We start from the raw sequence: 24,053 nt of genomic DNA, 5'->3' as shown, positions 1-24,053 counted from the left end.
CTCATTTTGTTTTTCAGCATAGACAGCTAGTAATAAATTTATTGGTAATCTTATAGTTACAAAAATATTTTATTCAAATGCTGTATTATACGGTAGTTTACCGAAATTAAGCATTTTAGCTTTGGTATCTCGGTTGCTACCCAATCCTTTTAATTCGAAGTTAATCGATAGTTTATTTTCATATTTACTTTTGCGAGAAGTATTATCCCAGTCCGTCAATTTTCTACCATATTGTACTGTTGTTCCCCAACAACAATCACTATAATTCAATCCGATAGAACCATCTGTAGTTTGTTCTAATTTAACGTCATAATAATATGAACCAACAGCATTGAATGTTTGCGATAATGGCCAAGCGGTCATCATTCCTGCCTGTGAAATATCTTGTCTATAGCCTCTATAAAATGGATTCTTATCGACAGTATCAATATAGTTACGGTTTGCATATCGGTATGATAATTGGATTAACTTATCGCCAGTTGGCCGGTATTCAAATATTGCATTGGCTAATGATATTGTATCAATTCGAGTATCATACTGAACGCCACTTCTAAAGATTATATCATTACTTATACGCCAAAAGTTATCCGATGCCCAAGTAATACTGCCTGTATCGGAGTTTTCATCTAAATCATTATTGTGTTCACTCGTTTTTGATTTGGTGAAATAAGTAATTTGCCCAATAGATAAGTTAAATTTTTCAACCTTGTTATTATCATAAAATCGAGTTGTTACACCAGTTGATATTTTATTGGTTGAAGCAATCCTATCTAAACCACTATATGGTTGATCTCTAAATAGACCAATATAATCTGACTGTAATATAGTGGAATCATAGTCGCTAATATTAGATTGGTTTCGATAGGGAATATAGATATATTTTACTCTAGGCTCTAAGGTTTGCGTATAGCCATTAATAAATGGAACATCACGCTCGAAGATGACTTTACCATCAATGCTAAACTTAGGCAAAAAGCGATTTACCTTTTTATCTAAATATTTATATTGTTCAATATTTTTATTGATATTATCTTGATTATAATGAGTTGCCATAATCCCAGTTTCAGTGGTTAATAATGACCAAGAATTGGATAAAGTATAATTAAGCGTTGGTTCAAAATGTGCTCGCCATGCTTTAGGTTTACTTTTTCCAGACGTCAAGAAGCGAGATACTTGAGAGAATACTCTAAATTTGAATGGCCCCAAATCATTATTATAATAATTCATATCCAATTGTGGTTGAGTTTGATAAAGCGAATTTTTTAATTCTGAATGGAATGGTTGAAAGTGTCGATAGCCTAACATAATATCCCAACTTTCATCATTATAAGCAATTTTATAATACTGCGTTAAATATCCTGCAGTTTGGGAGGCGTATTTAGAACTTAAGTTTGTAAGATACTGATTGTCACTAACTCGAGTTGTATCTGCATAAAAGCGCCAATTATAGTTAATTAATTCATCATTTTTCCAATGAAATAACCAACGGTGACGATTGTCGTCATAATTGTTACCATTAAAACGATTGTCTCTATCTTCATTATATTTAGTATCGTGTTGAAGCCAGTCAAATGCAAGTGTACCTAAACCTATTTCGTTTAAATAACGAAATTCTGTTTGCAATTGTAGACCTCGTTTTTCTAATACTCTTGGGGTAAAGGTTGCATCATAATTTGGTGCAATATTCCAATAAACAGGTATTGAAAAATCAATGCCATCGATACTGTCATAGCCGAAATTAGGCATTAATAATCCTGAACGGCGTTTATTACCAGTTGGTAATTGTAAATAAGGCGAGTATAGAACAGGCACTTTACCAATACTAAATACAGCGTTCCAGACCTCTAGAAATTGCTCCTCGTTGTCATGAATAACGGTCGTTCCTTTAATATCCCATGTGCTGTCATTAATAGGACAAGATGTAAAACTACCTTTTTTTAAAATAACATAACGATTTTTTTCAAGTTGCATTTTATCTGCATTACCGCGACCAAGCCTATTGACAAGATGATACTCACTTGGGATCATATCTGCATCATTGTTATTTAGATTCATTGATGCTTTATCGCCTTTCATTTTTATTAAATTATCTTGATAAGTAATATCACCTTCTAATGTTACTATTCTATTATTACTATCTTGAGTATCAATTGTTACTTTGTCTGCTTGAACCGTTCGGTTGCCTTGTTCTATTAATACTTCACCTTTATATATAGCAATATTAGGGTAGATTGCTTCAAGTTGATTAGCTTCAGCATTTACGGGTAAAGTATCTATATCTCCATTAACTAAAGGGCGATCAAACTTAGGAACGTCTATAAGGCATTGAGGATTATTGCTTACAACGGTTTTAGGTAAATCTAAAGCATAACTAGAGCTATTATACAAAAAAAGAGTAACGGCTATAGCAATAAGAGAAGGCGTTAAATTTTTCATCAATGATTCTAAAGCTATTTTTGATTATTTTAATTGCAGCATTATAGCGGTTATTTATAAAAGTGCGAATTAAAAATTAACGTTTCCCTATGCGTTTATTTATTTTATTAAGCTGTTTTACCATTGCTATTCTTTTTTCGGCTGTAGTATTTTGAAACTCATCCCACCACCTAGCTAACTGCAAGAGCTCTCCTTTTTCGATTGAGGCTCGCATTTCTAAAAGGTCATAAGCAGCTCTAAACTTAGGATGTTCTAAAATGGCAAACGCTCGTTTACCATTCCGTTTCTTCATTCGTAGCTGTAAACGCCAAATATCACCCATGATGCTCGTTAAGCGTCTAGGTATAGCAATACTTTTACATTGTTCACTTAGTACTTCGTTAATTGCCATCGAAAACGAATCATGAAATGGCAAACCACTTTCGATACACGTTGCTTGTGTTTGTTCAATTATTGGATACCAGAAAAAAACTGCAAACAAAAATGCTGGATTAATTCGCTTATTGTTGGCAATGCGATAATCAGTATTTTTTAAAACTTGTTCGATGATTTTCTCTAAATAACTGTTTGGATTGTTAGCAAATAGATGCTCAATAACAGGAAATAGTTGTTCAAAAAGGCCATACTCTCTTAGTAACTTATAAGTTTTGTAACCATTCCCAGTTTGTAATAATTTAATGGACTCATCAAAAAGTCGTGCTGAAGGTACATTTCTTAATAATGATGCAAGCTGTTTAATTGGCTTAGCAGTAGCTAGTTCAATTTTCATATTCAGTTTTGCGGCAAAACGGACTGTCCTTAGCATTCTAACAGGATCTTCTCGATAACGTGTTTGCGGATCACCAATTAATCGAATAATGCCTTTTTGTAAATCTTCTAATCCTCCGCAATAATCACGTAAAGTAAAATCATTTACATTATAGTAAAGTGCATTCATAGTGAAATCCCGGCGGATAGCATCTTGCTCAATGGTTCCGTAGACATTATCACGTAATAGCATACCTGACTGCGAACGTTTAGATATATTGGTTTGTCCTTTTTGAGAATCGTGCTCACCGCGGAATGTTGCAACTTCAATAATTTCTTTCCCAAATATAATATGAGCAAGACGAAATCGTCTTCCTATTAAGCGACAGTTACGGAAAATTTTCTGAATTTGTTCTGGCGTAGCATTCGTTGTGATATCAAAATCCTTTGGTGTTTTACCTAAGATAAGATCTCTGATACATCCCCCGACTAGATAAGCTTCGTACCCTTGTTTATTTAATCGATAAAGGACTTTTAATGCATTTTCACTAATCTCTTTACGAGATATATTATGTTCATTACGAGGAATGGACACATAGCTAGCTTTTTGTTCGTCTTCATTGTGAAAAAACTTTCGATAAAAGCGTGAAACTTGTTTAAAAATGGTGCACCTCAAAAAGTTTTTTTGCTTCATAATAATATAGCGCGCAATTATATAGTAATTGCTAATAAGTTTCCATTTTTCTTGGAATTGGTATTTTTTCGTTCAATAAAATTGTATTTTTTTAGATGACTTAAATATTCTATTTGATTTTTTAAACATAATTATCAACAATAGTGTCTCGTATAGTAATATTAACAACATCTAATAAAAAAAATAAACTTTGTTTTACTCTGATTAGTGTATTTAATTAGCTAATTAAGATGGAATAAAACTGTACTCAGAACTTCTTTTTACTTATTTGTATCACAAAATATAATTAATAACGCTTTATAATTTGATAAATTATAAAGCGCTTTTGATGTTATTTGTTATAACTATTACATAATAGAAGTTATTTGAGTATATACCATTAACTGATAACCTATTGGGGACATTATGAACATTCGTGATTTGGAATATTTTGTTTCGTTAGCTGAATTTCGCCATTTCCGTAAAGCTGCTGATGCTTGCAATGTGAGTCAACCAACTCTCAGTGGTCAAATTAGAAAATTAGAAGATGAATTAGGCGTAATGTTATTAGAGCGCACAAGTCGCAAAGTACTATTTACTCAAACTGGTATGATGCTAGTTGAACAAGCCAAAGAGATTTTGCGTAATATCCAAATTTTAAAAGAAATGGCTAGCCGTCAAGGCGAAGAAATGTCTGGACCAATGCATGTAGGCCTGATCCCTACTATAGCACCTTATCTTTTACCTCATGTCATTACAGTTTTACATGACTTTTTTCCTCAGTTGGAACTTTACTTGCACGAAGCACAAACCGCCAATATTGTTGCTCAACTCGAAAGCGGCAAGCTTGATTGCGCAATCATTGCACAAGTCAAAGAAACATCACAATTTATTGAACTACCTTTATTTGATGAACCCATGTTTTTAACTGTTCCTGCTACTGATGAATTAGCTAGCAAAAATACAGTTAAACTTTCTAGCTTAAAAGGTAAAAAATTCTTAATGTTAGAAGATGGTCACTGTTTACGAGATCATGCAATGGGATACTGTTTTCAAGTTGGAGTTGATGAAGATAAACAATTTAAAGCTACTAGTCTTGAAACGCTTCGGAGTATGATTTCTGCTAGTCGCGGTATTACTTTATTTCCTGAACTTGCTATACCTAACGAGCGAATTCGTGATAATATTTGCTATATTCCTTGTACTGATCCTGTACCTGTACGCAGCATTGCTCTTATTTATCGTCCTGGTTCACCATTACGTTCCCGTTATGAAACAATAGCTAAAACAATCCGAGAGCATATGCCCAAAGTATTTGCTGAGAAAGAACGATTATTAAACAAATCAATTTAGAGATAGGTAGTAAATCGAAAATATTATAACTGAGCTATCAAATGAAAAATATCAAGACCGGTGGTGTTCGTGCTCAACAAAAAGAAAGAACTCGCCGTACTTTAATTGAAACAGCATTTAATCAACTTAATGCTGAGCAAGGTTTTACAAGTTTAAGTTTGCGAGAAGTAGCGCGTGAAGCTGGAATCGCTGCTACTTCATTTTATCGTCATTTTCGTGATATGGATGAGTTGGGTTTAGCCATGGTTGATGAAAGCGGTTTAACGCTTCGTCAATTATTGCGACAAGCACGTAAGCGTATTGAAAAAGGTGGTAGTGTATTACGGACATCGGTGACCACATTTATTGAATTTATTGATAAGAATCCGAAGGTATTTTTATTACTTCTTCGTGAAAAAGCGGGGACGTCAGCCGCTTTTCGATCTGCTATTGCCCGTGAAATTCAACACTTTATTGTCGAACTTGTGGATTATCTTGATAATGCTAACCAAATGCCTCACCATTATAATGAAGCTCAAGCAGAAGCGATGGTCACTATTGCATTTAATGCTGGTGCAGAAGCGATTGATTTTGATTTGGTGCAGCGTGAAAAATTAATTGAAGATCTCATTTTTCAACTACGAATGGTATCTCGTGGAGCTTATTATCTATACCATAAAGAACAAATCAAAAAAGATAGTCATTAATCGATATGCCTCATCTCAAAACCCTAATTTGGTTGTAATATTAAAGTTTCATGCTGTTTAGCAATTAATTATTTTCAATAAGAATATCTACTAATTACTGATTTTTACTATTACTATTTATTGTGTTTTTGTTATTCATACTGTAGCATTAAAAAAAAAAGAGAAACATTGTTAAATAGAAATTAATTTCATGACTAAACTATACTTTTTGCTTTATTCGCTTATTTTGTCCTTTCCCTTTTTCAACTATGCTTATTCAAATGTGGGATTTAAGGAAATCTATTATAGCAAAGAAGACAGTAGACCTTTAAATATTGCAATATGGTATCCGACAGATGCTCAACAAAGAGCAGTAGCTATTGGCGATAATGCCGTTTTTTACGGTTCTAAAGTCATTCCTAATGCAGCATCTATTTCAAATTATCGTAAACATCCTTTGATTGTTATTTCGCATGGTTATGGAGGAAGTTGGCAAAGTTTAAATTGGCTTGCTTATGAACTGGCAGATAGGGGATATATTGTTGCTGCACCAAATCATCCGGGAACTACTTATTTTAATAAAGATATTACTCAATCTACTAAATTGTGGTTACGTCCTCAAGATCTAAGTAAAACTATTGATGCGTTACAAATAGATGAGTTTTTGGCAAACTATATTGATATGAATAAAATTTCATCTATTGGACATTCCCTTGGCGGTTGGACAGTAGCTGCACTTGCTGGAGCAAGGTTTGATACAGATCTTTTTAAACAAGATTGCACTATACATTCACATTTAAAAGCTTGCCAGTTAGTAAATGAACTTGGACTGGATAACCCACAATTAAATAAAAACATGTCAGATCAGAGAATAAAGTCATTTATTTCTTTAGATGCTGGATTAGTTAGAGGATTTACTGCAGATAGTTTGAAAAATATTGCTTTTCCTTCTTTAATCATTGGCGCTGGTATTGATGTTGGTGATATGAATGTAGAACTAGAATCTGGTTATTTACAACAGTTTCTTTCAAAATCATTATCAACTTATATTGTTATCCCTGATGCAACGCATTTTAGTTTCATGCAAATTTGTAAATCAGATGCTATAGATATTTTAGAGCAAGAGGCTAAAGGAGAAGCAATCATTTGTAAAGATGGTGGGAATCGCACAAGGACAGAGATACACCGTGAAATAACGGATCAAATAATCGATTTTTTAGCTAAGGTGAATTTAAATTAAGTGCCTATTTTAGAAATATACTGCGGCAAAAGCCGCAGTAATACTTTTAGTGATACTTAAAGGTTTTGTAGTACTTTTTCAACACTGTCTTTAGCATCACCAAATAGCATATAGCTATTTTCTTTAAAGAATAGTGGATTTTGTACACCTGCATAACCAGTATTCATTGAGCGTTTAGAAATAACAACCGTTTTTGCTTTCCAAACTTCAAGAACAGGCATGCCTGCTATTGGGCTATTTGGATCTTCTTCTGCCGCTGGGTTGACTGTATCGTTAGCTCCAATTACCCAAACCACATCAGTATCAGGGAAGTCATCGTTGATTTCATCCATTTCTAATACAATATCATAAGGGACTTTTGCTTCGGCTAATAATACATTCATATGCCCAGGTAAACGTCCTGCTACTGGGTGAATACCAAAACGAACTTCTATACCCATACCACGTAGTCTTTCAGTAATATTACTTACTGCACCTTGAGCTTGAGCAACTGCCATACCATACCCAGGGACAATAATAACTGAGCGAGCTTCTTTTAAAGTTTGTGCAACTTCAGCTGGTTGCATTTCACGGTATTCACCTTGTTCTTCATCCGATGAACTAGCTGCGCTACCATCGCTACCGAAACCGCCAGCAATAACACTAATAAATGAGCGGTTCATCGCTTTACACATAATATATGAAAGAATTGCGCCTGATGAACCAACTAATGCGCCTGTTACAATTAATAGATCATTGCCTAACATAAAGCCTGCTGCTGCTGCTGCCCAACCTGAATAAGAATTTAGCATTGAAATAACAACAGGCATGTCAGCACCACCAATTGAAGCAACAAGATGGAAACCAAACACGAATGCAATAATTGCCATGATCAACAAACTAATTGTTGCACCAGCGCCACTTTTTACTTCAACAAAAGTAAACATTAAAATGATAGAAACAACAATTGCTGCTAGATTCCAATAATGTTTATTTGGAATTGATAATGGTTTTGAGCTAATGCGTCCATTTAATTTACCAAATGCGACAACAGAGCCGGAGAAGGTTACTGCGCCGATAAAGACACCAACAAAAATCTCTACTAAATGTACAGTTAACTCACCACCTTGAAAATTTTGAATGTGTGGTTCTAAATAACTGTTTAAGCCAACTAGAACAGCAGCCATTCCAACAAAGCTATGAAGTAGTGCAACAAGCTCTGGCATTTGAGTCATTTCAACTTTTTTAGCCAAATATAAACCAATTACAGCACCAATAATCATTGCAATAACTATCCAGTGTAATCCGCCTTTAATACTTGCAACTGCTGCAATAAGTGCGATTACCATACCAATCATACCGTAAATATTACCAGATTTGGCAGATTCTTGGTTGGAAAGACCTCGTAAACTAAAGATAAAAAGTAATGCAGCAATAACATAGGCTGCTTGAATGATTCCATTACTCATAATGTATGCTCTCCTTTACTTGCCACGTTGGAACATTTTCAGCATTCTTTGAGTAACAAAGAATCCACCAAAAATATTGATACTAGCAATCAAAATAGCAACAAAAGCAATTGCCGTAGTTAAGCCATTATCATCACTGACTTGTAATATTGCTCCGACCAATATAATTCCAGAAATTGCATTAGTTACCGACATTAGTGGTGTATGCAAAGAATGTGTAACATTCCATACAACGTAGTAACCAACAACGCAAGATAATGCAAATACAGTAAAATGCCCTAAAAAGCTTTCAGGAACGGAGTTTGCAAGCCAGAAGAAAGCAATGAGAACTAAAGCTAAAATACCATATTTTTTGCGAGGATCCATTGGCTTTGGTTCTGGTTTAACAATTGGCTCTGCTGCTTTTTTCTGAGGTTGAGCAGATACTTGAATCGGTGGTGCTGGCCAAGTGATTTCTTTATCTTTAACCACAGTTACACCACGAATTACAACATCTTCAAAATTGATATCAATATTACCGTCTTTTTCTTTAGCAAGCAGTTTTAATAGGTTAACAATGTTAGTACCATAAAGCTGTGATGCTTGTGCTGGCATACGATTAGCTAAATCAGTATAACCAACAATTTTAACATTGTTATCTGTTTCGAAAATTTCACCTGGTTTAGTTAATTCACAGTTACCACCAGTTAACGCAGCCAAATCAACAATAACACTACCCGGTTTCATTGATTCAACCATTTCTTTCGAAATGAGTTTTGGAGCTGGTTTACCTGGAATTAGTGCAGTTGTTATGATGATATCAACATCTTTGGCTTGCTCTGCAAACAGTGCCATTTCAGCTTCAATAAAGGCCGCTGACATTTGTTTAGCATAACCGTCACCAGAACCTGCTTCTTCTTCAAAATCTAACTCTAAAAAGTCAGCTCCCATGCTATTAATTTGTTCGGCAACTTCAGGGCGGGTGTCAAAAGCACGAACAATTGCCCCCAGACTCACCGCTGCGCCAATGGCTGCAAGGCCTGCAACACCTGCTCCAATAACTAATATTTTAGCTGGCGGTACTTTACCAGCAGCAGTAACTTGCCCTGTAAAGAATCGACCAAATTGATTTGCTGCTTCAATAACTGAACGATAACCAGCAATATTAGACATTGAGCTTAATGCATCTAGAGATTGTGCACGTGAAATACGTGGTACACAATCCATAGCCATTACAGTAATATTTTTGGTGGCTAATTTTTCTAATAGCTCTTTATGTTGAGCTGGATAAATATAACTAATAAGGGTTGAACCCTCTTTCATTAAAGAAATTTCATCATCGCTTGGCGCATGAAACTTCAAAATTAAATCATTTTGCCAAACATCTTGTGTGTTTTGAATTGTGGCTCCAGCATCAATAAAAGCTTGGTCTTCATAATGAGCTGCATGTCCAGCGCCTTGTTCTACGGAAACTGTAAAGCCCAGTTTTAACAGTTGTCCAACAGTCAAAGGAGTTGCTGCAACTCTAGCTTCATTGGCTAACCGTTCTTTAGGTATACCGATATGCATTTCGTTACGTCCTTATGTTAGTTTATTGTATGTAAGTTGATTTTAGCATAAATAGGGTTATGTGCGAGTAGGGAATCTATTTTTTATTCAAGAAATAAGATTTTTAAATTATCTGAGTAATATTTATTAATTAATATTATTATAAGGCTATATCGAAATAGCTATAATTTAAATAAAACAGTTTTAATGCTTTCATTGAATTCCATTACAAATTTACTCTATATTGTTATATAATTGGCGTTATTTTTGTGTCTACCTTGAAGTGTAAACTTTAAGGCATGATTCGATTTTGTTCTCCTTGAATTAAGGATTTTTTATGATTGATTTTTCCCAATCAGTGCCAGAACTGGTCTCTTGGGCAAAAAAGAATGATTTTTCGATCGCTTTGCCTGTGGAAAGGTTAGCTTTTTTATTAGCTATTGCCGTATTAAATAGCGAACGTTTTGACGGTGAAATGACGGAATCTGAATTAATTGATGCTTTTAGGCATGTTTCACAAATTTTCGAGCAGAGTGAAGACACTATTACATTGCGAGCCAATAATGCTATCAATGATTTGGTACGCCAACGCTTAATCACACGTTTTGCAAGTGAAATGACAGACGGTTTCTCGATTTATCGTTTAACTCCGTTAGGTATAGGTATTTCTGATTATTATATTCGCCAACGTGAATTCTCAACGCTGCGTTTATCCATTCAGTTATCTATTGTTGCGCAAGAGTTAAAACGAGCTGCAGATGCAGCCATCGAAGGTGGTGATGATTTACATTGGCATCGAAATGTCTTTGCTCCATTAAAATATTCAGTCGCTGAAATTTTTGATAGTATCGATATCACACAACGAGTGATGGATGAACAACAAGCTGATGTTAAACAAAATATTTCTGCCCTATTAAGTCAAGATTGGCAAGCAGCAATTAGCAGTTGTGAAGGGTTGCTGACTGAAACATCACAAACATTGCGGGAGTTACAAGATACTTTGGCTGCTGCAGGTGATAAATTACAAGCCAGTTTACTTTTAATACAAGATGCGACGCTTGATAATCCAGAACTCGATAAAATCAACAATGTAGTTATGGATCTGCAAGGTAAACTAGATCGCATTATTGGTTGGGGGCAAAAAGCGATTGACCTTTGGATCGGTTATGATCGCCATGTTCATAAATTTATTCGCACTGCTATTGATTTAGATAAAAATCGTGTGTTTTCACAACGCTTACGAAAATCGATTCAAGGATACTTTGATTTGCCTTGGTCACTCACTTTTGCTAATGCCGATCGCTTACTAGATATGCGTGATGAAGAATTGGCTTTACATGATGCTGAAGTAACTGGGGAATTACCGTCGGAACTTGAATTTGAAATGATTGAAGAGATTCAAGAACATATTATTGCTCATATTGAACAAAATTTAATGGTATTTAAGCAAGAAAATAAACCACTTGATATGGGCGCTACCATTCATAGCTATTTGGCTCAGTTCCCGCGCGAACAACATTTTGATATAGCAAGATTATTTATTGATCAAGCCATTCGTCTCGGTATTGCTGAAGATGATTGGCTTGGAATTCCTGCCGAATGGAAACCTATTAACGATTATGGAGCTAAGGTACAAGCACATGTCATCAACAGATACTAACGATTTCGAAACACAACAAACTGCACATCATCTTGATGAAGTTATGGGGCGCATAGTCGCTAGTTCTCAGGCTTCTATTGATAAATATATGCCCGTTAAGTTGGCCCAAGCAATTGCTAATCCGATCTTTCCAGAACTGGATAGTTTATTACGCTCTGGCCGTCATATTGGTATTGATGAACTTGATCATCATGCTTTTCTAATGGATTTCCAACTTGAGCTTGAACAATTTTATCAACGTTATAATGTTGAGCTAATCCGTGCACCTGAAGGATTTTTCTATCTTCGTCCTCGCTCAACAACATTAATACCTCGTTCAGTATTATCGGAGCTTGATATGCTTGTTGGCAAAGTACTTTGTTATTTGTATTTAAGTCCCGAGAGATTAGCGCATGAGGGGATTTTTACCTTACAAGAATTGTTTGATGAACTGGTTTCATTATCAGATGAAAGTAAGTTACTCAAATTAGTAAACCAACGTTCAACAGGTTCAGATTTAGATCGCCAAAAACTATTTGATAAAGTGAAAACAGCGTTAAATCGCCTACGCCGGCTAGGCATGATTTTTTTTATTGTTGGTAATGACAGTAGCCGTTTTCGCATTAACGAATCAATTTTCCGTTTTGGTGCGGATGTACGAAGTAGTGATGACGCACAAGAAGCGCAATTACGCCTAATTCGAGATGGCGAAGCAATTAAAATCGAATCAGCACTTATTTTAGATGATAATAATGAAGAACAAGATGAAGATGTTAATGAGGAGACTGAATAATCATGATTGGACACGGTAAATTTCACTCATTAACGCTAATTAACTGGAATGGTTTTTTTGCACGAACTTTTGAGCTTGACCAATTAGTTACGACATTATCTGGTGGTAATGGTGCTGGTAAATCAACTACCATGGCGGCATTTGTAACTGCATTAATACCTGACTTAACTTTATTACACTTTAGAAATACAACCGAAGCTGGAGCCACATCAGGCTCACGAGATAAAGGCTTGCATGGTAAATTAAAACCAGGCGTCTGTTATTCTATGTTGGACGTAATTAACTCACGGAATCAAAGAATTATTTGTGGTGTACGTTTGCAACAAGTAGCAGGGCGAGACAAAAAAGTCGATATCAAGCCTTTTTTATTGCAAGGATTATCTATCAGTGTAAGCCCAACAGAGTTGGTTACGGAGCGTTTAAATGATAAACAAGCGCGAATTTTATCGTTACCAGAGTTAAAAGATAAAGCCGAATCAATGGAAGGCATTATCTTTAAACAATTTAACTCAATTACTGATTATCATTCGGTTATGTTTGATTTTGGTATTTTACCGAAACGCTTGCGCTCTCCATCCGATAGAAGTAAATATTACCGTTTGATTGAGGCCTCACTTTATGGTGGTATCTCAAGTGCTATTACTCGTTCTCTACGTGATTATTTATTACCAGAAAATAGTGGTGTGCGAAAAGCTTTCCAAGATATGGAAGCCGCATTACGCGAGAATCGGATGACGTTAGAAGCTATTCGAGTAACTCAATCAGATCGTGACTTATTTAAACACTTAATTACTGAGTCAACTAATTATGTGGCAGCTGATTATATGCGCCATAATAATGAACGCCGAGTTCATATAGAATCAGTACTTGGCCTGCGTCGTGACATGTTTAAAACGCAAGAGCTGCTTATAAGCAATCAATACCGCCAAGTTGAAATGGCAAAAGAACTTAAAGAATATCAAAATGCGCAAAATGATTTGGAAACCGACTTACAGGCAGCTAATGATCACCTCAATTTAGCGCAAACTGCATTACGTCAACAGGAAAAAATCGATCGTTATCAAGCAGATTTAGATGATTTAAACTTAAAGTTAGAAGAACAAAACGAAGTGGTACTTGAAGCGAATGAACAGTACCAAAACTATCGTGAGCAAGTAGAACAAACAGAACAAGAAGTTGACGAAATCAAGACTCAATTAGCTGATTATCAACAGGCTCTTGATGTTCAACAAACACGTGCAATTCAATACCAACAGGCCTTACAGGCGTTAAAAAATGCTCAGTCATTATGCCAGTTACAAAAATTAGGTATTAGTAATATTGAAAATCACTATGAATTGTTTGAAGAAAAGCAAAAAGAGATCACGGAACAAGTTCTTGAACTTGAGCAAAAATTAAGTGTATCTGATGCGGCAATTAATCAGTTTGACCGTGCTTATCAATTAGTGATTAAATTAGTCGGCGATGTTACCCGAAGTGACGCTTTTGCGGCAGCTAAAGAAGCATTAAGACAATGGCCATCACAATGTTACCAAGCAGAACAAGCCGAGCATTTACAGCTACAACTAGATGAGCTAGAACAACGATTTTTTGAACAAAAAGAAGCAGAATCGTTATTAACACAATTTTGTAAACGTATTGAACGCCAAGTTAATTACGATGAACTAGATGATTTAAAACAAGAAATTGAATTGCAATTAGACGAAACAGCCGAACGAGCTAATGAATCTAGCGAAAAACGTATCGAATTTAGGCAAGAGCTTGAACAAATTCAATCAAAAATAGCTGATTATCGTCAAAAAGCTCCATTATGGTTGAAAGCACAAGATGCATTAATCGCTTTACAAGAACAAACTAGCGAACATTTTAATAACAGTCAAGATGTCACTCAACATATGCAAAAACTGCTAGAAAAAGAGCGAATACTTGTTACTGAGCGAGACCAAATTAGTTTTAGACGCAACCAATTAGATGTTCAAATTGAGCAACTAAATCAACCTAGTGGTGTCGATGATGGACGTTTGTCTTCGTTAGCAGAACGATTTAATGGTGTATTACTTTCTGAAATTTATGAAGATGTAACAATTGATGATGCACCTTACTTTTCTGCATTATATGGTCCATCAAGACAAGCTATTGTTGTACCAGATTTATCATTAGTTAAACAGCAATTAGAAAACCTTACCGCAAGTGATGAAGATTACCCTGAAGATATCTATTTTATCGAAGGTGATCCTTCATCATTTGATGATAGTGTTTTTGATTGTGAGGAGATGAATAAAGCGGTACTTGTCAAAACGGGTGATCGTCAATGGCGATTCTCAAGCTTCCCTAAAGTACCACTATTTGGTCGTGCTGCTCGTGAGATTCACCTTGAAAAATTATCTGCCGAACGTGATGAATTACATGAACGCTATGCAACTATCTCATTTGATTTACAAAAATTACAACGAATTGAACAAAATGTTGGGCAATTTATTGGTCAACATTTAGGAGTTGCTTTTGATATCGATCCTGAAGCTGAAGCGCAAAAATTAACGACAAGACGCACTGAAATTGAACGACAATTATCGTCTCAGGAAAGTATTGATAAACAAAATCAGCAAAAAGTTACTAATTGCAAAGAACAATTAGCAACCATAAATCGCTTGGTTGCGCAAATGCATTTATTGGCTGATGATGATCTGGCCGATAGGGTTGACGATTTACGTGAACAAGTTGCACAAGCACAAGAATCTGCGCAATATGTTAGCCGTAATCGTAATACAGTTTCTGAGCTTGAACCAATTTTAGCTGTTTTACAAAGTGATCCTGAACAAAATGAGGCTTTACGAGAACAATACAATACAGTTAAAGCACAACAACAGACTATCCGCCAACAAGTTTTTGCCTTAACTGAAGTAATGCAACGTCGTGCACACTTTAGCTATGAAGACTCGGCAGGTATGCTAAATGAAAATAGTGATTTAAATGAAAAATTACGTTCTCGCTTAGAAGTCGTCGAAGTTCAAAGAACTGAAGCGCGCAGTCAGATGCAACAGTATCAAGACAAATACAATCAATATAACCAAACGCTAGCTTCGCTTAAAAGTGCATTTGAAACTAAGCGCGATATGTTGCATGAGCTACAAAAAGAAATTGAACAAATTGGGGTAAAAGCCGATGCGATCACTGAAGAACGTGCTCGATTACGTCGTGATGAAATCCATCAAAAATTAAATAATAATCGTCAACATTGTACATCGCTTGAAAAGCAACTCATTATGTGCGAAAGCGAAATGACACAATTGCAAAAACGACTAACTCAAACACTGCGAGATTATAAGCAACTACGCGAACAAGTAGTGCAAGCCAAAGCGGGTTGGTGTTTAGTCTTAAGGCTTGTTAAAGAAAATAGTGTTGAACGGCGTTTACATCGACGTGAACTTGCCTATTTAAGTGCGGATGAATTGCGCTCAATGTCAGATAAAGCATTAGGTTCCTTACGTTTAGCTGTTAATGACAATGAACATTTACGGGATGTATTAAGACTATCAGAAGATCCAAAACGCCCAGAACGTAAAATCCAATTCTATATCGCTGTTTACGCACATTTGCGTGAACGAATTCGCCAAGATATTGTTAAAACTGACGATCCAATTGAAGCCATTGAACAGATGGAAATTGAATTGTCACGCTTAACAGAAGAACTCACTTCGCGTGAACAGCAACTGGCAATTAGCTCGAAGAGTGTATCGAATATTATTCGTAAGACCATACAGCGCGAACAAAATCGTATTCGTATGCTTAACCAAGGATTACAAGCAGTGGCATTTGGTCAAGTTAATGGCGTGCGTTTAAATGTCAATGTTCGCGAAGCTCATTCAACTCTTTTAGCTGCACTTGCCGATGAGCAAAATGAACATCAAGATCTATTTAGTAATAATCGTATTACCTTCTCGGAAGCGTTAGCTAAACTCTATCAACGTTTAAATCCACATATTGATATGGGACAACGAACTGCTCAAAATATTGGTGAAGAACTGCTAGATTATCGAAATTATCTTGAAATGGATGTTGAGGTGAATCGAGGTGCAGATGGTTGGTTACGTGCTGAAAGCGGTGCATTATCGACGGGTGAGGCAATTGGTACAGGTATGTCAATTTTACTTATGGTGATTCAAAGTTGGGAAGAAGAATCCAAGCGACTTCGGAATAAAGATATTTTGCCATGTCGTCTACTATTCTTAGATGAAGCAGCTCGACTAGATGCCAAATCAATTGCAACACTATTTGAACTTTGTGAACGATTAGAAATGCAATTAATCATTGCTGCTCCAGAAAACATCAGTCCTGAAAAAGGAACAACCTATAAACTAGTACGTAAAGTTATTAATAACCAAGAACATGTGCATGTAGTTGGTTTGAAAGGCTTTGCTTAATTCCTGCTTTGCCGACATTGTCGGCAAAACCTTACAATTTTTGTAAAAAAGTTTCAGGTAACTATACGTTTCAGTATAAATATCTTGAAAATAGATTAAAAATCAAAAAATTGACTATCATTATTCAATTGAAAAGTTGGATGTACTCGTTGCTCATAAAAAGGGATATTACGTATTGTTGACTAAACTCAAAATATTACTTATTGCCGTTCTTGCTTGATGACTGTTTTTCCAACAAGTTGAACCTGTTAATAATGCACCTTCGTTAAGGATTTCATCTAAACTAGCATTACGCAATTTATCGAAAGAATCGAACTTCATATCTTCAAGCCTTTCAATAATTTTGGTACCCACAAATTTAAGCTCCATCAACTGCTGTCGTTCTGTTTCTGTAAAGGCCATATTATTCTCCTTACATTATATTGAATATAATTTTAAACTGATGCATTTAGCTTTTTCCACTTTCTTATTTTTGCTCTAAACGATTTAAAAGGCGCCACAGAATTGATATGGATAAATCGAGCAACAGTCCAAGATTCAGGATAAGGTTTAGTCCAATTACGGCTATCTTTTATAAACAAAGTGTCTTCGTTCAAAGATTGAATCCAATCATTCCAAATGGTGATTTGCTGATTAAATGCTTGAATTAATGCCTGTAATGATAGGTATTGATATGTTTTATAAAATTGCCGATACAAATTACCCAATTGATTCCATTTGTATCCAGGGGCCGGTAATTCAGGTGTTTGACCAGCAAGCTCATCATCATCCCAAGATTTCACCAAATTAAGCCAACCGAGTTGATAAGCAATCATTTGTGCAGGAGTACGATCAACGCCCTCTACCAAAGAGTCTTTTTGTGATTCAGATAAAACTATAAACTCATCAATAAATAGCTTGGCCGTTTTGTTTATTTCATCTAATAACTGCTGTTTAGTTGCATAAGCCATGTCACCTACTTCTTATGAGATCATTCATATCTTTAAAGATAACATAAAATCAATATCTTATCTAAATATTTTTAATGAAATCTCTGTTTTTATTTTCTTTGTTTTTGAAATATTTCAATTCTTCATCGATAAAATATCGTACTAGATTTGCATATAGATCTTTGATGATTTCGCCATTAAGTCCTAATTCATTCGACCATTGTTTTCGTTGCTCTAGCATACTGTCAAAACGTTCTTTGGCTTGTACGTCAGTGGTATTTTTCTTGAACTTACTGGCAGCTTTGACGTATTCAAAGCGTGTAGCAAGCAATTTAATTATGGAATGGTCAATCTGATCTATTTCGGCACGAATGTGGTTCATATTCTCACATTTGTTTGGCGCTTGGGTAGGTTTATAAGTCACGATTTTATACCTTTTGTTTATTTAACTTTTTATATCCTATCACTATTAGATTATGCACAAAAGTATCACTTAGTAGATGTCATCATTGCACTATATTTATATATACAAAATTGATTGTGCACTTTTAATAGAATTGAGTTTAATATTTGGAGATATTCAATAATTAATTGATTTTTTTTATTTATTAAATCAATTTCGTTTTTCATTGATAACCACTGAATAACACAATAATATAACTAAAAATTTTGGTCATGCATCTGCTAACAAATACTTCGAGAATTTTATATACTTTAAGTGGGTTTTAAAGAATCTTGCAGAATATTGATTGGGCCAAGGGAAACAGAATCATATAGATAAACACACTGAAAATACTGGAAGATTAACTTTTAAAAATCGAATCGTATACCTAAACGTATACCTAAAACAAAAAGTGACCCCAATATTAGGTATTTTAATCTTGCCGAATTGAAAGGTTAAAAAAAAATTGGTTTTAGAATTTTGACGGTGTAAAAATTTATCTAGGTGAGCGGTATCCGTTAATTATGTTTTAGATTTTTTATACCTCCCCCCCCCATAAAAATAAAATTTTATAAAAAAGTGTTCACGGTGTTCACTACTTGCTTGAAGCCTTATTATAAAAGGGTTTGAGCGGTGAACACTTAATGATTTACTATTCACAAGTGTACACTTTAGGTATTCACTCAATAAAAAACCGCCAATTAGGGCGGTCTTATTTTAGTGGCTCAATTTGAGCTACGAGCTAGTTCTTCAGCTTTTGGTATCCAATCTTTGTCAGAATTTGTGTGCAAGTGTACACTACAATTTAGCTGAATAGCTCTTTTTTAAAGATGTTTACTATTTGGTCTTCAACATCTTCAAAGCCTTTATTTAAAAAGTCCTTTTTAGCGTTAGAGCGCTTAAACTTCATGGGATGGTTTGGGTCAGCAACATACGCGGCATAAGCGGCAGTATAGCCAACTCGCCCAGTTATACGGGTACCATTTACGACTACTTCTCTATACTGCGAATTAACTAAGTTAGATGTGTCGATTGGGGTGTAAAGCGCTGCTTGGTTAGCTCCAACAATTATTGAAGCATGCATCGCTTTAACTGCTTTATTTTTGATTATGTTGTTTACGGTGTTATCTAAACCTTTTATGCATCCTCTAACACCTTTTACTTTTATTGCCATTCTTAGTCACCAGTGGTTAATGTAGGTTATTTTATTCTTGTGCAAATCCCTTCTAATTTAGTTCTAAGGTTAATAATGTTAGTGTCATTATCTATATTTTTAATATCTATTGTTGTTATGTATTTAAATGTGTCTTTATCAATTGCCTTTATAGTATTCACAATATGAGTTTTATAAGCATCAGATATTTCATCTTCAGTTGAGTCAATTTTACTTAAATCAATAAGAGTATTTTCTGTCTCTTTGTTTATTTGGTATAATTCATTATTAATTATTCTAAATGTCCTTAGATCCTCCAAAGATGACACAGGATCACCCAAGTCTTCATTAGCTCCGACATTGTGTTTTTGATACTGGTTATCTATACAGCGCCAATCACCTACAAGATACTCTTTTGTAATCTTATCTTCACCGCAACCAAATAAAGCAAGACTAACTAAACTAATTATCAAGATTCTTTTCATACCATCAACTCTTTTAAAATTTTAATTAATGGTATGAAAATTCGCCTATAAAATCAACGACGATTTAGTAGCCCTCCAGGTCTTTGTTCTTCTTGAATTACACTTCTGAGCGCTTGTTTCAGCATTCTAGCTGTCTCGTTAGCTGCTTCTTTATTGTCTTGCCCGTCACCAAAAGAGATGTTTTGCGTAATATTATTTATGATTGTTCTGCCTGCTGAGCCTCGGGATAACTTATTGGATGGAATAACTTCCCCGTTTTTGTTCGGTATCATGTACTGTTTTCCGTGCGCAACAAACAATTCAGGTTCTCCACTTTCATTTACTCTATAAGCTTTCCCAACATCAACGCCACCGCCTCGTAAGCGTCCTCCGCCGTAAGCTATACCCAAAGCTTTCATTGAGCCAATAGCTGTTGCGTATGCCTCTGCGCCCATCGCTGCTGCTGCGCCTTGTGTGGCAATAGATGCGTTCATTGCCGCCGGTTCATATGCTAAAGCTAACGCCTGAGCTTCCGCTACTTGAGCTGCTGTCGTTGCTGCTGATGTCGTTTTTGCTACAATTGCGTTCTTGACGTATTGCATACCCATTTGAACAAGTGAGCCGATTGCTTCGTTCAAAATCACATTAGCAAAGTTTTGCATTGCTTGTGTCGCCGTCATTGTGCCAGATGCTAAGCCTGAAATTGTACTTGTCGCACTGCTCGCTAATCCCTCAAGAGATGATGCTAAAAGCTCGTTAGCATTGCTCTGATTTCGCCATATTTCCCATTGTGCGTTAATTCGGTTCTGTTCGTACTGATGATTGGCGGCTTCACGTAAAGCAATGGCGTTTTCTTCTGTAATCCATTTCTGATTTTCGAATTCTTGAATCAAAGCGAGTTTTCTAGCATTTTCATTAGCCAAAGCTTGGACTGGGTCAACTTGTGCTACAGCGTCGTCAACTTTAGATACAACAGCCTCAGACTTAATTTTAGCCATGTTTATCTGATGTTGTCGCTCAAGTTGTTCAAGCTTAGCGTTGTATTCTTCTTGAGTTTTTATTTCACCTAGCTTTTGTAATTTATCCAAGGAATCCTTAGATTTTTTGTAGTTGTCATTTTCAGCTTCGATTGGGCTTTTTAATGAACCAAGTTCCTTATAAACTTGTGATGCTTCGATTAGCTTTCTAAGTTCTGCCGTTTGTTGTGCTGTAACTTTGCTACCCATTTTTTGTGTGATAGATAACAGCTCAGCCTCAACAGTAAGTCCTTGCGCTTCTAACTTAGCAACTTCCAATTTATCACTAAGCTCTTTGACTTCTTCGGCGTATGATTTTGTTGTGCCTTTTTTATTGCTTGCCTTAATTTTATTGTTTTCCGCTGACAACACTCTTAATTGTGCTATCAACGGCTGTAAAGCAACCGCTTGGTCATTTGTTAACTTAGTAAAGTTGGTTTGACCAAGTGCCAGCGCTACTAAGTCTTCCCTATACTCATTAGCTCTATCACCCAACGCCGAATAAAGCCCGTCCAAGACAAATGCCGCTTCACTATTTTCTTTGGCTTTCAACTTAGCAATTTCAAGCTCTTTGGATATGCTCGCAAGCTTTTTATCAATTTCTGATTTTGATGCGTCATCCCAGTTTTTTGCTAATTCCTTACCATTATTTACAAGCTTTGGTCCTATACGGGAAGCTAGTATGTCTTCAACTTCTGCTATTTGTTTTTGGGCTGCCAATATTCCGTCAAGAATTTCTTTTTCTTGTTCACGCTGTTTATTTCTAGTGACAAGAGCTTCATTTATTTGTTTTTCAGATGGAGGAACAAGAGTTTTCTTATCCAAAAGATCTTGTGTTGACTTCATTTGGACGCGCAATAACTTCAACTGCTCTTGTGCATTTTTTATATCTTTGACTGCTTCATCTTTAATAACAACTAATTTTTCATCAGCGAAAGAATTAAGCTGTTCAGAAAGTGCTTTCACTTTTCCAGTTAAACCAACAGCTTCTTCTTTTGCATTTTTTGCCTTTTCATAGAAATGGTACAGCGACATAGCCGCCAACATAGCAGCACCAGCAGGACCACCTAACAAAGCCATAGCAGACCTTAGACCATTGGCGGCTAAAGAAGTCGTTTTTATTGCTGTGTTTAGCTGTGTTTGCGCTACTGCATGTTTGTTTGTTGCTGTAGCTAACTGGGCCTCAACCGCGATAAGCTGTTTATTTAATGATGTTTGGGCGCGTAAGCTATTACAATGCGTTTGAGCTAGAATAATATTCTGCTTCTGAACTTCTAACGCTCTGATGTTCTCGCTAATTCGCTCTATTTCGGCTTGAATCAAAACTTTTTCAGCTTGTGCTTGTCGAATATTTGCAATTGTTTGTTCGGCGCTCTGTTTAGTCACGCTAGCTAGCGATGTGATATATTTACCCGCATAAATAGCCGCTAAAGCACCCACGCCCGTCATTAAAATATCAACATGCTGAGACATCAAAATAAGCGAATCAACTAAGACCTTGGTTGCTCCCGTTGAGTTATTAAGCTCGCCAAGGTACTTTTTAAGATTATTGGTAACACGGTTAATACCATCGGTTACTGTGTTGCGCATATTATCAGCAAGCGCAGCAGTTTCTTCTTGTGCGGCTATCATAGCATCGGTAAATTCCGACATAGATAACTTGCCATCAGTTGCTAGCTGTCTTACATACTGTTCAGTTATTTTCTCTGCTTCTTTTGTTGATTTTGCATTCTTTTTGAGATAATTAGTTAACGTTCCTAATACGCTAGGCATTGCGTTAAAAACAGACATTGCTTCAATGCCTGCAAGTTTCCCTTTCATCTGCGCTTTGGTAAGAGCGTTGATAGCTGATTCCGCACCGATTGCGCTTGTTTTATTGATGGTCATCAAGTTAGATAGTGTATCAATATAAGATATTGTACTTTGTGTACTATAACCTAGCTCGCCCATTGAATTTGAAAGACGGATATATAACTCTGATGATTCTTCAATTGTACGACCGTTTCGGTCAGAAGTAGCTAGGAGCTGGTCTAAAATGTCTTTAGTTTGTGATGCTGTAGCACCTGTATTCTGTATACGGTCTTCTAGCTCGTTCCAGCTTTGAGCGTATGAAATAATTTTGCTAGAGACAAGAGCGGCTGATACAGCCTTAGCAATAGTAGTAAGCTTACCAAGTGCTCCTCCTGCGCTTTTTGCTGAGGATTCTAATTTATCTATGCCTTTTGATGCTTTCGCTCCACTATCACTTAATTCCTTAAGTTCTTTTTTGGCTTTGTCAGTTGCTTCTAGTAAGTCTTTTAGTTCTACGTTGCAAGTAATAGTAAAATCTTTGTCGCGTGGAAAGTATGTCGCCATATAATAATCTCCTAATGATAAACGCGCGTTGGGGTTTGTAGTAATGATTGTTCGGTATATATTTTTATAGCTCTATTCCCCCAGTCGGTTATATGCCAAGGTTTACTATAAAAATTAATCATATCTTCGATAAAATGAAATGGGTCAGATTTTCTACCGTTTTCTGTACAAAATAGTGCTAGTTCAACTAACCCCGATGATAATTGTTCTTTTGTGATAGTTCCTGTGTAAGTGTCGCCATCATTAACAAAGGTAAATATGGTATTACCTTGTTTAGCTATCATTTCATTAACATAAGTTTCCGCTATAGCGTCAGCAAGTGATTTCAATGATTTCATTTTCTTTTATACTCCTTTAAGTTTTGGTTCTTCGGCTTTGGGTAGCCAATCTTGACTAGTATTGATATTAAGCTCTACGTTGGTCCTCATCCCTTTATTTGCTCTTTTACGCATGTAGTCTTTACCGTTTTCTTTCATTGCATAATTAAGCGATGTGCCAAATTGCGTTAGTGATAGAGGATTGTTTAAACCAGTATTGCGGATGTATTCAATATAAGCATGATATAAATATTTTCGGGGGTTAAAGGGCATTATTCCCATATTGCCAATAAACATACCATTGGGATAATCAAGCGCATCAAGATAACTACAAAAATCCACCAAGTGGTCGGATTCGCGTTTAATCGCCGTCGCTTCGTCTGATTGTTGTTGCTGGTGTAGTCTTTCTTTAGCTTCTGTTGGATTGATAAACTC

The 24,053-nt window shown here is 35.8% G+C and carries 18 protein-coding genes; 6 read left to right on the top strand and 12 right to left on the bottom strand.

Annotated elements, in window-relative coordinates:
• Positions 1–69: 69 nt before the first annotated feature.
• Complete coding sequence (gene lptD, locus ACGH80_RS03225) at positions 70–2,436, bottom strand: LPS assembly protein LptD (protein WP_296300229.1); 2,367 nt, start codon at positions 2,434–2,436, stop codon at positions 70–72.
• 76 nt (positions 2,437–2,512) lie between these two features.
• On the bottom strand, positions 2,513–3,877 hold the full coding sequence (pcnB, locus tag ACGH80_RS03220) for a polynucleotide adenylyltransferase PcnB (RefSeq protein ID WP_174798777.1): 1,365 nt from the start codon (positions 3,875–3,877) through the stop codon (positions 2,513–2,515).
• Between the two features lie 405 nt (positions 3,878–4,282).
• Between pcnB and oxyR the strand changes: the two genes are divergently transcribed.
• From oxyR to ACGH80_RS03205, 3 genes are all read left to right on the top strand, one after another.
• The gene (gene oxyR / locus ACGH80_RS03215) at positions 4,283–5,209 is read left to right on the top strand and encodes a DNA-binding transcriptional regulator OxyR (RefSeq protein WP_174798778.1); all 927 of its coding nucleotides are present in this window, start codon (positions 4,283–4,285) and stop codon (positions 5,207–5,209) included.
• Between the two features lie 41 nt (positions 5,210–5,250).
• Entirely contained in the window at positions 5,251–5,895 is a 645-nt protein-coding gene (gene fabR / locus ACGH80_RS03210) for an HTH-type transcriptional repressor FabR (RefSeq protein ID WP_065626638.1), read from the top strand.
• A 190-nt stretch (positions 5,896–6,085) separates the two neighbouring features.
• The gene (locus ACGH80_RS03205; protein ID WP_065590316.1) at positions 6,086–7,114 is read left to right on the top strand and encodes an alpha/beta hydrolase family protein; all 1,029 of its coding nucleotides are present in this window, start codon (positions 6,086–6,088) and stop codon (positions 7,112–7,114) included.
• A 56-nt stretch (positions 7,115–7,170) separates the two neighbouring features.
• Here ACGH80_RS03205 and pntB read toward each other — a convergent pair whose 3' ends face one another.
• Together pntB and pntA are read right to left on the bottom strand one after the other, a co-directional pair.
• Complete coding sequence (pntB, locus tag ACGH80_RS03200; protein WP_174798780.1) at positions 7,171–8,562, bottom strand: Re/Si-specific NAD(P)(+) transhydrogenase subunit beta; 1,392 nt, start codon at positions 8,560–8,562, stop codon at positions 7,171–7,173.
• A gap of 15 nt (positions 8,563–8,577) precedes the next feature.
• Complete coding sequence (gene pntA, locus ACGH80_RS03195; RefSeq protein WP_065610228.1) at positions 8,578–10,110, bottom strand: Re/Si-specific NAD(P)(+) transhydrogenase subunit alpha; 1,533 nt, start codon at positions 10,108–10,110, stop codon at positions 8,578–8,580.
• Positions 10,111–10,426: 316 nt separating this feature from the next.
• Here pntA and mukF point away from each other — a divergent pair, with 316 nt between their 5' ends.
• Genes mukF through mukB form a run of 3 tightly spaced genes read left to right on the top strand, consistent with a single transcriptional unit; the run spans position 10,427 to position 16,942 of the window.
• A complete protein-coding gene (gene mukF, locus ACGH80_RS03190) occupies positions 10,427–11,749 on the top strand; it encodes a chromosome partition protein MukF (RefSeq protein WP_065590313.1) in 1,323 nt (440 codons plus the stop codon).
• Between the two features lie 43 nt (positions 11,750–11,792).
• On the top strand, positions 11,793–12,521 hold the full coding sequence (gene mukE / locus ACGH80_RS03185) for a chromosome partition protein MukE (protein ID WP_411630553.1): 729 nt from the start codon (positions 11,793–11,795) through the stop codon (positions 12,519–12,521).
• A 2-nt stretch (positions 12,522–12,523) separates the two neighbouring features.
• Entirely contained in the window at positions 12,524–16,942 is a 4,419-nt protein-coding gene (gene mukB / locus ACGH80_RS03180) for a chromosome partition protein MukB (RefSeq protein WP_411630523.1), read from the top strand.
• 168 nt (positions 16,943–17,110) lie between these two features.
• Here mukB and ACGH80_RS03175 read toward each other — a convergent pair whose 3' ends face one another.
• From ACGH80_RS03175 to ACGH80_RS03140, 8 genes are all read right to left on the bottom strand, one after another.
• On the bottom strand, positions 17,111–17,344 hold the full coding sequence (locus ACGH80_RS03175) for a Pathogenicity locus (RefSeq protein ID WP_085165567.1): 234 nt from the start codon (positions 17,342–17,344) through the stop codon (positions 17,111–17,113).
• A gap of 32 nt (positions 17,345–17,376) precedes the next feature.
• Entirely contained in the window at positions 17,377–17,892 is a 516-nt protein-coding gene (locus ACGH80_RS03170) for a ClbS/DfsB family four-helix bundle protein (RefSeq protein WP_174798782.1), read from the bottom strand.
• Positions 17,893–17,953: 61 nt separating this feature from the next.
• The gene (locus ACGH80_RS03165) at positions 17,954–18,295 is read right to left on the bottom strand and encodes a chorismate mutase (protein ID WP_202983932.1); all 342 of its coding nucleotides are present in this window, start codon (positions 18,293–18,295) and stop codon (positions 17,954–17,956) included.
• A gap of 823 nt (positions 18,296–19,118) precedes the next feature.
• A complete protein-coding gene (locus ACGH80_RS03160; protein WP_411578331.1) occupies positions 19,119–19,487 on the bottom strand; it encodes an HK97 gp10 family phage protein in 369 nt (122 codons plus the stop codon).
• 26 nt (positions 19,488–19,513) lie between these two features.
• Entirely contained in the window at positions 19,514–19,951 is a 438-nt protein-coding gene (locus ACGH80_RS03155) for a hypothetical protein (protein WP_411578330.1), read from the bottom strand.
• Between the two features lie 53 nt (positions 19,952–20,004).
• A complete protein-coding gene (locus ACGH80_RS03150; protein ID WP_411578329.1) occupies positions 20,005–23,301 on the bottom strand; it encodes a tape measure protein in 3,297 nt (1,098 codons plus the stop codon).
• A gap of 11 nt (positions 23,302–23,312) precedes the next feature.
• A complete protein-coding gene (locus tag ACGH80_RS03145; RefSeq protein WP_296318073.1) occupies positions 23,313–23,639 on the bottom strand; it encodes a hypothetical protein in 327 nt (108 codons plus the stop codon).
• A 6-nt stretch (positions 23,640–23,645) separates the two neighbouring features.
• The coding region (locus tag ACGH80_RS03140) for a primase-like DNA-binding domain-containing protein (RefSeq protein ID WP_411578328.1) at positions 23,646–24,053 on the bottom strand (408 nt) is incomplete at its 5' end.

This window comes from Gilliamella sp. BG1 (assembly GCF_046635625.1).
In the GTDB taxonomy this organism is placed as follows: domain Bacteria; phylum Pseudomonadota; class Gammaproteobacteria; order Enterobacterales; family Orbaceae; genus Gilliamella; species Gilliamella bombi.
This window is presented reverse-complemented; position numbering and strand designations above follow the sequence as displayed.